This window comes from Thermophilibacter gallinarum, assembly GCF_014982725.1.
Lineage (GTDB): Bacteria > Actinomycetota > Coriobacteriia > Coriobacteriales > Atopobiaceae > Thermophilibacter > Thermophilibacter gallinarum.
The window spans coordinates 159,040-171,281 of sequence record NZ_JADCJZ010000002.1; the positions used below are offsets into that span (position 1 = coordinate 159,040).

General features: G+C 68.9%; 11 protein-coding genes. 6 read left to right on the plus strand and 5 right to left on the minus strand.

Annotated elements, in window-relative coordinates:
• Positions 1 to 336 precede the first annotated feature (336 nt).
• Positions 337 to 2,898 (minus strand): heavy metal translocating P-type ATPase, encoded by a 2,562-nt coding sequence (locus tag INF26_RS04650; protein ID WP_193529566.1) that lies wholly within the window; start codon positions 2,896 to 2,898, stop codon positions 337 to 339.
• A gap of 44 nt (positions 2,899 to 2,942) precedes the next feature.
• Positions 2,943 to 3,254 (minus strand): metal-sensing transcriptional repressor, encoded by a 312-nt coding sequence (locus tag INF26_RS04655; RefSeq protein WP_193529567.1) that lies wholly within the window; start codon positions 3,252 to 3,254, stop codon positions 2,943 to 2,945.
• Positions 3,255 to 3,662: 408 nt separating this feature from the next.
• Here INF26_RS04655 and INF26_RS04660 point away from each other — a divergent pair, with 408 nt between their 5' ends.
• Positions 3,663 to 4,214, plus strand: a complete 552-nt coding sequence (locus INF26_RS04660; RefSeq protein ID WP_193529568.1) for a GNAT family N-acetyltransferase — start codon at positions 3,663 to 3,665, stop codon at positions 4,212 to 4,214.
• Here the strand turns inward: INF26_RS04660 and INF26_RS04665 are convergent.
• Positions 4,211 to 4,408 carry a hypothetical protein gene (locus INF26_RS04665; RefSeq protein ID WP_193529569.1) on the minus strand — a complete coding sequence of 66 codons (198 nt, stop codon included), beginning with the start codon at positions 4,406 to 4,408 and terminating at the stop codon, positions 4,211 to 4,213. The genes INF26_RS04660 and INF26_RS04665 overlap by 4 nt on opposite strands.
• Positions 4,409 to 4,581: 173 nt before the next feature.
• Between INF26_RS04665 and INF26_RS04670 the strand changes: the two genes are divergently transcribed.
• From INF26_RS04670 to pflA, 5 genes are all read left to right on the plus strand, one after another.
• Positions 4,582 to 5,817 carry an iron-containing alcohol dehydrogenase gene (locus tag INF26_RS04670; RefSeq protein WP_193529570.1) on the plus strand — a complete coding sequence of 412 codons (1,236 nt, stop codon included), beginning with the start codon at positions 4,582 to 4,584 and terminating at the stop codon, positions 5,815 to 5,817.
• A gap of 299 nt (positions 5,818 to 6,116) precedes the next feature.
• Positions 6,117 to 6,758 (plus strand): DedA family protein, encoded by a 642-nt coding sequence (locus INF26_RS04675; RefSeq protein WP_193529571.1) that lies wholly within the window; start codon positions 6,117 to 6,119, stop codon positions 6,756 to 6,758.
• A 265-nt stretch (positions 6,759 to 7,023) separates the two neighbouring features.
• Entirely contained in the window at positions 7,024 to 9,111 is a 2,088-nt protein-coding gene (gene pflB, locus INF26_RS04680; RefSeq protein WP_193529572.1) for a formate C-acetyltransferase, read from the plus strand.
• Positions 9,112 to 9,174: 63 nt separating this feature from the next.
• Positions 9,175 to 9,426, plus strand: coding sequence for an autonomous glycyl radical cofactor GrcA3 (grcA3, locus tag INF26_RS04685; RefSeq protein WP_193529573.1), 252 nt, complete (start codon positions 9,175 to 9,177; stop codon positions 9,424 to 9,426).
• 144 nt (positions 9,427 to 9,570) lie between these two features.
• Positions 9,571 to 10,365: a pyruvate formate-lyase-activating protein gene (gene pflA / locus INF26_RS04690; protein WP_332307309.1), complete on the plus strand. Its 795-nt coding sequence runs from the start codon at positions 9,571 to 9,573 to the stop codon at positions 10,363 to 10,365.
• 354 nt (positions 10,366 to 10,719) lie between these two features.
• Here pflA and INF26_RS04695 read toward each other — a convergent pair whose 3' ends face one another.
• Positions 10,720 to 11,748, minus strand: coding sequence for a 3-deoxy-7-phosphoheptulonate synthase (locus INF26_RS04695; RefSeq protein ID WP_193529575.1), 1,029 nt, complete (start codon positions 11,746 to 11,748; stop codon positions 10,720 to 10,722).
• Positions 11,749 to 11,862: 114 nt separating this feature from the next.
• Entirely contained in the window at positions 11,863 to 12,198 is a 336-nt protein-coding gene (locus tag INF26_RS04700) for a DUF6054 family protein (RefSeq protein ID WP_193529576.1), read from the minus strand.
• Between the last annotated feature and the right edge of the window lie 44 nt (positions 12,199 to 12,242).

Genomic DNA, 12,242 nt, shown 5'->3' on the forward strand with positions numbered 1-12,242 from the left:
AGTAGACCTGCGTGGCGACGCAGGTGAACGCGCGGCGACCACGACGGTGTCAGGCAGGATCGGATCCATGTCGCCGCTCAGGAACTGGTTGCGGTACCCCATCGAGTCGAGCACGTCGCACAGAAGACCGGAGTAGAGGTGCTCCCTGAGGAAGTCCACCGTGTAGTTGCCGATCTTGTTCTCCATACGCTCCTCCTAGCCTCGTTTCCTCGCCGGGCGCTCGGCGCCGCCGAGGGTCGCAGAAGCGACCCACCTCTATCTACTGCCAGCGGGAATTCCGAAACCGGTTCCCAAACAGCGAACGGCGGCTGGCCTCGGCAAACGGGACCCGGGAGGCTAGGCGACGGAGGCCTCGTAGCCCGCGTCGGCGACGGCTGCCACGAGCGCCTCGTCGGTCACGGAGTCGGCGGCCTCGACGGTCGCGGTGCCGGCCTCGAGGCTCACGTCCACCGCGCTCACGCCGTCGACGCCCTCGAGCGCCTTCCTCACGTGCGCGACGCAGTGCTGGCACATCATGCCGGTCACGCTCAGGGTCTTGGTCATGGTCGTGTCCTTTCTCGATGTCTCTACGTTCACGTCGATCGCGACGGGAGTCGCGACGTCGGCTGTGACCTCGCTCGGCTTCCAGGTGCGCAGGCGCAGGGCGTTCGTCACCACGAAGACGGACGAGAAGCCCATGGCTGCCGCGCCGATCATCGGGTTGAGCGTGACGCCCCAGGGCGAGAGCACGCCGGCCGCCACCGGGATGCAGATGGCGTTGTAGAAGAGCGCCCAGAAGAGGTTCTGCTTGATGTTGCGCATCGTGGCGCGGGAGAGCTCCATCGCGGTGGCCACGTCGGCGGGATCGGAGTGCATGAGCACCACGTCGGCCGAGGAGATGGCCACGTCCGTGCCGGCGCCGATGGCGACGCCCACGTCCGCGCGCGCGAGCGCCGGCGCGTCGTTGATGCCGTCGCCGACCATGGCGACGGTGCGCCCGGCCTCCTGCAGCTCGCGGACCTTGGCCTCCTTCTGCGCGGGCAGCACGCCGGCGATGACCTCGTCCACGCCCACCCGGCGCGCCACGGCGGCGGCGGTGCGCTCCTGGTCGCCGGTGAGCAGCACCGTGCGGGCGCCCATGGCACGCAGTCGGGCGATCGCGGCGGCGCTCGTGGGCTTCACGGGGTCGGCCACGGCGATCATGCCCAGGGCGCGTCCGTCCGCCGAGAAGAATAGCGGTGTCTTGCCGTCGTCCGCGAGCGCCGCGGCCGCGTCTGAGAGCTCGCCGAGCCCCACGCCGTGCGCCGCCATGAGGCGCGCGTTTCCCGCGAGCGCCGGCGCGCCGTCCACCGTCGCGGAGAGGCCACCGCCCGCGACCTGCTCGAACTTTTCGACGTGCACGTTCTTGTCGGCACCCGGGCCCTTCTCGTCCGCGTAGGTGCAGATGGCGCCGGCCAGCGGGTGCTCGCTCTTGCGCTCGAGGGCCGCGGCCACGCGCAGCAGCTCCCCCTCGGACACGCCCGGGGCGAGAAGGACGTCCGTCACGCGCGGCTCGCCCGCCGTCACGGTGCCGGTCTTGTCGAGCACGACGGCGTCCACGTTGCAGGCGGTCTCGAGCGCCTCGGCGGACTTGATCAGAATCCCGTTGGCGGCGCCGCGGCCGGTGCCCACCATGATGGCCGTGGGCGTGGCCAGGCCGAGCGCGCACGGGCAGGAGATCACGAGGATCGAGATGGCGTGCGTGAGCGCGGTGGCAACGTCACCCGCGAGCGCGAGCCACGCCACGAACGTCACCGCGGCGATGGCGATGACCACGGGCACGAAGACGCCGGCGATCTTGTCCGCCATGCGCTCGATGGGGGCCTTGGAGCTCGTGGCCTCGTCGACGAGGCGGATGATGCCGGCGAGCGTGGTGTCGTCGCCGACGGCGCGCGCCTCCATCGCAAACCAGCCGCGCGTGGAGACGGTGGCGCCGGTCACGCGGTCGCCCACGCCCTTCTCCACCGGGACCGCCTCGCCGGTGATGGCGGACTCGTCCACGGCGGCGGTGCCCTCCACGACCACGCCGTCCACCGGCACGGACTCGCCGGCGCGCACGATCACGCGCTCCCCCACGCGCACGTCCTCGGTGGGGACCTCGACCTCCTCGCCGTCGCGCACGACCGTGGCCGTCTTGGGCGCGAGGTCCATGAGGGCGGTGATGGCGTCCGTGGTACGGCCCTTGGCGCGGGCCTCGAAGAACTTGCCGAGCGTGATGAGGGTGAGGATCATGCCGGCGGAGTCGAAGTAGAGGCTGTGCGCGGAGGCGTGCAGCGTGGCCACGTCGCCCGCGCCCGCGGCCCACGCCATGCGGTAGAGCTGCGCGACGCTCCAGGCGGCGGACGCGGCCGAGCCCAGCGCGATGAGCGAGTCCATGTTGGGCGCGCGATGCGCCAGCGTCTTGAAGCCGGTGACGAAGTAGTGGCGGTTCGCGAAGAGGATGGGTGCGCAGAGCAGGAGCTGCGTGAGGCCGAGCGCCACGAGGTTGGCCTCCCCCGCGAGCGCGGGCGGCTGCGGCCAGCCGAACATCGGGCCCATGGCCACGTAGAAGAGCGGCACCGAGAAGACCGCGGAGACTATCAGCTGGTTGCGCTTCTCGCGGATGGCTCTCTCGGCGGCCGCGCCGGGGCGCTCGGCGGGCGCCGCGCCGCGGCCCTTCTCGCCGGCCGGCGCGCGACGGGCGGCCCCGTAGCCGGACTTCTCGATGGCCTCCACCACGGCGGCGGCCGTCTCGGGCGAGCCGTCGTAGTCGAGCTCCATCGAGTTCTTGAGCAGGTTCACGTTGGCGCAGGCCACGCCGGGCACCTCGCCCGCCGCCCTCTGCACGCGCGCCGAGCACGCCGCGCAGGTCATGCCCGTTATGTCAAAGGTCTCCCTCATCGTAGCCTCCCGAGTGATTCAAAAGGGGTCTGTCCCCTCTTTAGTCACATGAACTTGCGGAAGAGGTCCATGACCTCGTCCGTCACCTCGGTGTCGCCCGCCTGGATGCGCTCGACCACGCAGGTCTCCAGGTGGTCGCGTATGACCTCGCGCGAGATGGCCTTCACGGCCGACTCCACGGCGGCGAGCTGCGTGAGGACGTCGCCGCAGTAGCGGTCCTCCTCCACCATCGCGCGGATGCCGTTCAGCTGCCCGACGGCGCGGTTGATCCGCCGCGTCACGTCGGCCTTGAGCTCGGGCGAGCGCGGGGTGTGCTTGAGGGTGCCGCAGTGCGGGCACTCGTTCTTCTCGGTCACGGCCGTCTCCTCTTGGTCGATACCCCCCTGGGGTTTATTGCCAAAGAGTCTATACCCCCTAGGGGCATACGTCAAACGCTGGGGCGAGAAGTGCGTCTCGTTTTTCGGGCTGTTCCCCGCTTTGGCGCGAGGCCTGTCTTGTTTTTTGCGGTGTTCTCCGCAGGGCGCGGGTCGGCGTCCCGGAATAGGCGGGGTTTCCCACGCGCGGGAGCCAGCGGCGCGGAAATGGCCGCGATTCTCGGACGCGCCGGAGGAAAGGTCGCCGTTTCCAGGACAGGTTCTTCTCGCCCCCGCGGAACCTCCCCGATTCCGGGACGCACCGTCGGCGCCAGGCGAGAACATCCCGATTTCCGGGACGGCGCCCCATCACTATCATGTCAGACGAGCCACGCCACGAAGGAGCAGTCCATGCCCGCAACCGACCAGCTGGAAACCGCGCGCCTGACCCTGCGCCCCTGGACCGAGTCCGACGCCCCCGCGCTCTTCCGCTGGGCGAGCGATCCCGAGGTGGGGCCGCGCGCGGGCTGGGAGCCGCACCGCAGCGTCGAGGAGAGCGCCCACATCATCCGCGACGTGCTCGCCGTGCCGGAGAGCTACGCCGTCGTGGTGCGCGGGCGCGAGCCCGAAGACGAGCCCGTCGGCGCCGTCGGCCTCAAGTTCGGGGCGGCGTCCGAGCTGGCGCACGGCTCGCGCGAGGCGGAGCTCGGCTACTGGCTGGCGCGGCCGCTCTGGGGACTCGGCTACATGCCCGAGGCCGGGCGCGCGCTGCTCGGGCACGCGTTCGGCGACCTGCGCCTTGAGGCGGTGTGGGCCGGCCACTACGAGGGCAACGCCCAGAGCCGCCGCGTCATGGAGAAGCTCGGGCTGGCCGAGCAGTACGTGCGCGAGAGCGACGGCCGGACCGAGCGCGTGCTGCGCGTCACCCGCGAGGAGTGGTCGCGGGGCGGCGCCCGGCGCTAGTTGCCGCGCGCGACCGCCGCACCGGCGCAGGCGAGCCCCACGCAGGCGAGAAGGGCGACGAGGTTGAGCGGCGCCGGGTCCAGGACCACCAGCACGATGCCGAGCGGGACGGTGATGCCGCACAGCAGCGCCGAGAGGGAGCCCAGCCGCGAGAGGCTCGAGCGCTCGGGGACCATGACCTTCTCGTCGTTCATCTCGCCCTCCTGAGTCGTGGTCGTCGCGACCAAGGTAGCGCCCGCACGTCAGCGGCGCGTAAGGTGCGCGGCAGCATCGCACAAGGCCGCCCGCGCGGCCCCCGACGACCCGACGGGAAGGGCCGAGAAGCGCTAAGCTCTTCTCGACAAGCCATCCGAGAGGAGCCCCGCCCATGAACGACTTCACCTTTGCCTCCCCCACCAGGTTCGTCTTCGGCCGCGGCGTCTGCGACCGTGCCGGCGCCGAGCTCGCGGCGGCCGGCCACGCACGCGCGCTCGTCGTGTACGGCCAGGGCTCGGTGGTGCGCACCGGCACGCTCGGCCGCGTGCTGGCCTCGCTCGACGCCGCGGGGGTCGCGTATGATCAGTTCGGCGGGGCGCGCCCCAACCCGAGCGTCGCGCACGTCCGCGAGGGCGTCGCGGCGGCACGCGCCTGCGGCGCCGACGTCATCCTCGCCGTGGGCGGCGGCTCCACGATCGACACCGCCAAGGCGATCTCCCTCGGCGTCCCCTACGAGGGCGACGTCTGGGACCTCTTCTCAAAGAAGGCGGCTCCCGTGACCGAGGGCAAGCCCGCCGTGGCGAGCGTCCTCACCATCCCCGCCGCCGGCTCCGAGGCCAGCGACTCCTGCGTGATCTCCAACGACGAGCTCTGCCTCAAGCGCGGCCTCTCCTGCGAGGCCAACCGCCCCGAGCTCGCCCTTATGGACCCCGAGCTCACCTTCACGCTCCCCGCCTACCAGACCGCGGCGGGCGTGACCGACATGTGCGCGCACGTCATGGAGCGCTACTTCTCCAGCGTGGGCCCGGTGAGCGTGACCGACAACATCGCCTGCGGCCTCATCCGCTCCCTCATGGAGGAGGCGCCGCGGGCCCTCGCCGACCCCGAGGACTACGACGCGCGGGCCAACATCATGTGGGCCGGCATGCTCGCCCACAACGGCATCGCCGGGGTCGGCCGCAACGTGCGCCCCGACGCGCGGGCCGGCGGCTGGGAGAGCCACGGCCTGGAGCACGAGCTCTCCGCGCACGACGCCCGCATCGCGCACGGCGCCGGCCTCGCGGTTATCTTCCCTGCGTGGATGCGCTACGTCTGGCGCGAGCACCCCGATCGCTTCCTCTCGTTCGGGCGCGACGTCTTTGGCATCGAGCCGGTGGACGCCGAGAGGGACGGCGTGGACGTGACGGCGGAGGAGGCCGTGGCCGACGCTGTCGCCGCCACGATCGACGAGCTGCAGGCGTTCTTCGTCTCCCTGGGGATGCCGCGCACGCTGGGCGAGCTCGGCGTCACCGCAGAGATGATCCCGGCGCTGCTCGAGACGCTCGAGCAGAACAAGGGGGCCGAGTTCGGCGAGTTCAGGCGCCTCACGATGGACGACGCCCGCGCGATCTACGAGTCCGCGCTGTAGGGCGGCTCGGGCCGAGAAGGACAGGCGTCCTTCTCGCTGCGCTTCTCACCGCGCGGGTTAGAACTACCGCATCGTCCCCGTCCGCAGAACCGAGCGGGTTAGAACCACCTCATCGTCCCCGTTCGCGGGCGTCCACCAAGAGGGACGATGAGGTGGATTTAACCCAAACGACTCCGGAAACGGGGACGACGAGGTCGATTTAACCGCGCCCGCACCGACTTCTGTGCAATCGTTGATTTTCCCCGCGCGGCCCCACGGGCGGCGATAATGGTGCGCGGCCTCACCGCGAAAGGAGTTCCATGGAGGAGCTGTTCACCAACCTCATCAGCCAGTTCGGCTACGTCGGCGTCTGGTTCCTGATCTTCTTCGAGAACGTCTTCCCGCCCATCCCGTCCGAGCTGATCCTCCCTCTCTCGGGCTTCTTCACCACCACGACCGACCTCACGCTCCCCGGCGTCATCATCGCCGCCACCATCGGCTCGATCACCGGCGCCTACATCCTCTACGGCGTGGGCCGGCTCCTCTCGCGCGAGCGCCTCATGACGTTCTTCGGCACGCGCCCCATGCGCCTTCTGGGCTTCAAGCCCGACGACATCGCGAGCGCGGTCGACTGGTTCGACCGCAAGGGCCAGGTCACGGTCCTCATCTGCCGCTGCATCCCCGTCGTGCGCAGCCTCATCTCCATCCCCGCCGGCACCGCCAAGATGAACGTCGTGCGCTTCTCGCTCTACACGCTCTTCGGCTCCGCCGTCTGGAACACGATCCTCTGCGCGCTCGGCGCGGCCGCCGGCAGCGCCTGGGAGACGGTGACCGAGCAGGCCGAGTGGGTCTCCGACGTCGTCAAGTACGTCATCATCGTCGTCGTCATCGCCGTCGCCGTGTGGTGGGTCGTCAAGCGCATCCTCCCCGCCCTGCGCGAGCGCGAAGAGCAGAGGCAGTAGCCGCCGCCCCCCGCGCGTCCCGCACGCGAGCCGGCCTCAACCGAAGCGCCCTTCTCGCCGAACCCGTCGCGCGGTCGTACTATACTGTGAGACCCCAACGGGTTGGGTCAGGAGCTCCGGCAGGCACACTACATGTTGTGGTGTTCCGGTCTTTGCAACCAGAGCTAACTTTCTCGCCCACACAGGGCCCCAACTCTGGTAGGTTGGGGTGTGCCGTTATCCGCGCGGCAAGCAACGACCGTTCACCAAATGAGGAGCGTGAGCAGTGAGTCAGGAAGCATGGCAGGGATTCGTTGGCGGCAACTGGGAGCACGAGATCGACGTTCGTGACTTCATCCAGCGCAACTACACCCCCTATGACGGCGACGAGTCCTTCCTCGCCGGCCCCACCGAGGCAACGACCAAGCTCTGGGACGAGGTCATGGACCTCTTCGCCCAGGAGCGCGCGGCCGGCGGCGTCCTGGACATGGACACCAAGGTCGTCTCCACGATCACCTCTCACGAGGCCGGCTACATCGACGAGCCCCTCGAGAAGATCGTCGGCCTTCAGACCGAGAAGCCCCTCAAGCGCGCCCTCATGGTCAACGGCGGCATCCGCATGGCCGTGGCCGCGTGCAAGCAGAACGGCTACGAGGTCGACCCCGAGGTCGTGAACATCTACACCAACTACCGCAAGACCCACAACGCCGGCGTCTTCGACTGCTACACGCCCGAGATGCGCGCCTGCCGCCACTCCCACATCATCACCGGTCTGCCCGACGCCTACGGCCGCGGCCGCATTATCGGCGACTACCGCCGCGTGGCGCTCTACGGCGTCGACGCCCTGATCGAGGAGAAGAAGGCCGAGCTCGCCGGCACCCAGAAGCACATGCGCGAGGAGGTCATCCGTCACCGCGAGGAGCTGGCCGAGCAGATCCGCGCCCTCGGCGAGCTCAAGCAGCTCGGCAAGATCTACGGCTTCGACATCGCCCGCCCGGCCGCCAACTTCCAGGAGGCCGTGCAGTGGCTCTACCTCGGCTACCTCGCCGCGGTCAAGGAGCAGAACGGCGCCGCCATGTCGATCGGCCGCAACTCCACGTTCCTCGACATCTACGCCGAGCGCGACCTCAACAACGGCGTCATCACCGAGGCCGAGTGCCAGGAGATCATCGACCACCTCGTCATGAAGCTCCGCATGGTCAAGTTCGCCCGCACGCCCGAGTACAACGACCTCTTCTCCGGCGACCCGCAGTGGGTCACCGAGTCCCTCGGCGGCATGGGCGTCGACGGCCGCTCCATGGTCACCAAGACCGCCTTCCGCTACCTGCACACCCTCGAGAACATGGGCACCTCCCCCGAGCCCAACCTCACGGTGCTCTGGTCCACGCGCCTGCCCGAGGCCTTCAAGCGCTACTGCGCCAAGATCTCCATCGCCACGAGCTCGATCCAGTACGAGAACGACGACCTCATGCGCGTCTACCACGGCGACGACTACGCGATCGCCTGCTGCGTGTCCTCCATGCGCATCGGCAAGGAGATGCAGTTCTTCGGCGCCCGCGCCAACCTGGCCAAGTGCCTCCTCTACGCCATCAACGGCGGCCGTGACGAGGTCACCGGCGAGCAGGTCGGCCCGAAGTTCCGTCCGGTCGAGGGCGACTACCTCGACTACGACGACGTCATCTCCAAGTACCGCGACATGATGGCGTGGCTCGCCGGCGTGTACGTGAACGCCCTGAACATCATCCACTACATGCACGACAAGTACTGCTACGAGCGCCTGCAGATGGCCCTGCACGACGAGCACGTGCACCGCTGGTTCGCCACGGGCATCGCCGGCCTCTCCGTCGTGGCCGACTCCCTCTCCGCGATCAAGTACGCCAAGGTCAAGGTCGTCCGCGACGAGACCGGCCTGGTCACGGACTACGAGGTCGAGGGCGACTTCCCCAAGTACGGCAACGACGACGACCGCGTGGACCAGATCGCCCACGACGTGGTCGAGGTCTTCATGAAGTACGTCCGCGAGACCGACACCTACCGCAAGTCCGTGCCCACCACCTCGATCCTCACGATCACCTCGAACGTGGTCTACGGCAAGAAGACCGGCAACACCCCCGACGGCCGTCGCGGCGGCGAGCCCTTCGCCCCGGGCGCCAACCCCATGCACCGTCGCGACACGCACGGTGCCGTGGCGTCGCTGGCCTCGGTCGCCAAGCTCCCGTTCAAGGACGCCCAGGACGGCATCTCCAACACGTTCTCGATCGTCCCGAACGCCCTCGGCAAGGACAGCCAGGTCTTCTTCGGCGACATCGACCTCGGTGACGTCGACCTGGACATCAAGATCGAGAACGCCGCGCCCGACTGCGGCTGCTGCTAGCCCGCACCGCCTCGGAGGGGAACGGCCCCTCCGAGACGCTCACCCAGACGAAAGGATAAGGACATGACCACCGCAAGCGTCGCGCCCGAGCAGGTCGACAACCTCGTCAGCATGATCGACGGCTACGTCGAGGAGGGCGGCCACCACCTGAACGTCAACGTCTTCACCAAGGAGACGCTGCTCGACGCCCAGGCCCACCCCGAGAAGTACCCGCAGCTCACGATCCGCGTCTCCGGCTACGCCGTGAAGTTCAACTCCCTCACCAAGGAGCAGCAGGACGACGTCATCAGCCGCACCTTCCACGAGTCGATGTAGCAGCAACCTGACTCGCTAGGGGCGGCCCGTGCAATTGCTCCGCAAAGTGCTTCGCGCTACGCGCTCAGGAACTTTGCTTCGCAAATGCCCGGGCCGCTCTGTCTATCATGGTGTGAGCATCAGGTCCGTGTGGAAGGTGGGACTGTGACAGTGGGTACCGAGGGTTGCGCCCGCGACGCTAACGTCGTCGGGCGGGTCCACTCCCTAGAGACGTTCGGGACGGTAGACGGCCCCGGGACGCGCTTCGTCGTGTTCTGCCAGGGCTGCCCGATGCGCTGCCAGTACTGCCACAACCCCGACACCTGGGAGTTCGACAAGGGCGAGGAGAGGAGCGTCGCCGAGCTGCTCGAGATGTTCGAGCGCAACCGCCCCTTCTACCGGCGCGGCGGCATCACCGTGACCGGCGGCGAGCCCATGGCGCAGCCCGGCTTCGTGGCCGCCCTCTTCCGTGCCGCCCACGCCGCGCCCGCCGGGCGGATCCACACCTGCCTAGACACGAGCGGCGCCACGTTCTCCGCCAACCACGCCGCGCGCTTCTCGGAACTCCTGGACGAGACGGACCTCGTCCTTCTCGACATCAAGACGTCGGACCCCGCGCTCCATGAGAGCCTCTGCGGCCTGCCGGCGCGCCACGCGCTGGAGCTGGGGGACGAGCTCGCACGGCGGCGCATCCCCACGCTGATCCGCCACGTGGTCGTCCCCGGCCTGACCGACTCCGAGGAGGAGGTCGCCGGCGTGGGACGCATCATAGGCGACTGGGACAACGTGGTGGGGCTGGACCTGCTCCCCTACCACACCATGGGTGCGGTCAAGTACGAGCGGCTCGGCATCTCCTACCCGCTCGAGGGCGTGAGCGCCATGGAGCCCGCGCGTGCCAAGGAGCTGCGCGAGGTGGCCCTGCGCGCCCGCGCCGCACGCCGCGCCGAGCGCTCGAGGTAGCGCAGGGGCTGTCCCCCGGACCGAGCCCGCAGCATCGAAGATTGCCGGTAACGTGCGGCCCTGCATGCCGAGAAGGACGCAGGGCCGTCAGTTTTTGTCCCAATTCAGGCCAGGCGGACCGTATTTCTCGCTTGTGCGTTCTGTGGGGACCGCCCGAGGATGCACTACCGCACATTACCGGTAATGTGCGTTGCCGCGGGCGGTCCGACCAAGAATCCCGAGCGGCGCATGCGATGGTTTGAAGTTTTGCATGCATGGCTCGGGTTTCTCGTCCGTTTGGACAAAAAACCGGAGCGACGCGTGGCGAGAAGGACGCGTCGCTCCGGATTCTTGGCAGGGCCCGGCGGGGTCGGCCTACGCGCGCTCGGCGATCTCCTTCACCAGGCGCTCGGTCTTGTCCCAGCCGAGGCAGGCGTCGGTGATGGACTGGCCGTAGGTGCCGCCGGTCACGGGCTGGTTGCCGTCGACGAGGTAGGACTCCACCATGAAGCCGCGCACGAGGCCGCGGATGGTGTCGGAGCGGCTCATGGAGTCGAGCACCTCGTGGCAGATGCGAATCTGCTGGAACGGGCGCTTGCCGGAGTTGTCGTGGTTGCAGTCGATGATGGCGGCGGGGTTCTCGAAGCTCGCGGCCGTGTACTTCTCGGCAAGGCGCTCGAGGTACTCGTAGTGGTAGTTGGGGTAGTTGATGCCGTCCAGGCCCACGTAGCCGCGCAGCACCGCGTGCGCGAGCGAGTTGCCGGTCGTGGAGACCTCCCAGTTGCGGAAGATGAAGGTCTGGGGCTGCTGGGCGGCGTAGATGGAGTTGAGCATGACGTCGGTGGAGCCGCCCGTGGGGTTCTTCATGCCGACCGGCATGGGGACGCCGGAGGCCACGAGGCGGTGCTCCTGGTTCTCCACGGAGCGGGCGCCGACGGCGATGTAGGCAAGCACGTCGATGAGGTACTGGTAGTTGGTGGGATAGAGCATCTCGTCGGCCGTGAAGAGCCCCGTCTCCTCGACCACGCGAAGGTGCATGCGGCGGATGGCCTTGACGCCCTCGAGCAGGTCGTCGGCGGCCTCGGGGTCGGGGTTGTGGAGCAGGCCCTTGTAGCCCACGCCCTTGGTGCGCGGCTTGTTGGTGTAGACGCGCGGGATCACGACGAGGCGGTCCTTGACGGTCTCGGCGAGCTTGGCGAGGCGCGTGGCGTAGTCGAGCACGGAGTCCTCGCGGTCGGCCGAGCAGGGGCCGATGATGAGCAGCAGACGGTCGTCCTCGCCGCGCAGGACGGCGGACACGGCGGCATCGAAGGCGGCCTTGCGCTCCGCCATCTCGGAGGAGAGCGGCATCTCGGCACGGATGTCCTTGGGGATGGGCAGGAGACGCTTGAACTTCATGGACATGCGGAAACCTCCGTCTTGCTCGCGGGTCAACTCCCGCATTATCCGCAGGGCTCCCCCGCGGGGCAAGACGTCGTAAAGCGATGTTAAAACGCGGCCGTCCGGACGGCGCGGGGCTCAGCTGTACCCGAGCTCGGCCAGCTGCCGCTCGAAGTCGCCCTCGAAGGACGCGACCGTGCCGAAGCCGACGTTGATGATGCCGTCGCTCGCGCCGGAGGCGAGCGCCTGCACGCGCGAGGCCCGCGCGTCGCCCGAGACCAGGACCGTGAGGCTCGCGTAGCTGCTGTTGCGCAGGAAGTACTTCTCGCCCACCAGCACCCAGGCGACGTGGTCGCCGGCAAGGTCCGTCATCTCTCCCCTGAGCTCGGTGGAGGACCCGGTCGCCAGCAGGGCCCTGCGGGCGAGGTCGACCGCCGCGTCCACGCCGATGCCCCCCGATGCCACGTCCACCATGACCGCCCCTTCCGACGACGCCTGGGATGCCCCCATCTTTGCAT

What these genes read in the sequence shown, in the direction of transcription:
- INF26_RS04660 (WP_193529568.1), top strand. Translation starts at nt 3,663, where the DNA reads ATGCCCGCAACCGACCAGCTGGAAACCGCGCGCCTGACCCTGCGCCCC.
- INF26_RS04670 (WP_193529570.1), top strand. Translation starts at nt 4,582, where the DNA reads ATGAACGACTTCACCTTTGCCTCCCCCACCAGGTTCGTCTTCGGCCGC.
- INF26_RS04675 (WP_193529571.1), top strand. Translation starts at nt 6,117, where the DNA reads ATGGAGGAGCTGTTCACCAACCTCATCAGCCAGTTCGGCTACGTCGGC.
- INF26_RS04650 (WP_193529566.1), bottom strand. Translation starts at nt 2,898, where the DNA reads ATGAGGGAGACCTTTGACATAACGGGCATGACCTGCGCGGCGTGCTCG.
- grcA3 (WP_193529573.1), top strand. Translation starts at nt 9,175, where the DNA reads ATGACCACCGCAAGCGTCGCGCCCGAGCAGGTCGACAACCTCGTCAGC.
- INF26_RS04695 (WP_193529575.1), bottom strand. Translation starts at nt 11,748, where the DNA reads ATGTCCATGAAGTTCAAGCGTCTCCTGCCCATCCCCAAGGACATCCGT.
- INF26_RS04665 (WP_193529569.1), bottom strand. Translation starts at nt 4,408, where the DNA reads ATGAACGACGAGAAGGTCATGGTCCCCGAGCGCTCGAGCCTCTCGCGG.
- INF26_RS04700 (WP_193529576.1), bottom strand. Translation starts at nt 12,198, where the DNA reads ATGGTGGACGTGGCATCGGGGGGCATCGGCGTGGACGCGGCGGTCGAC.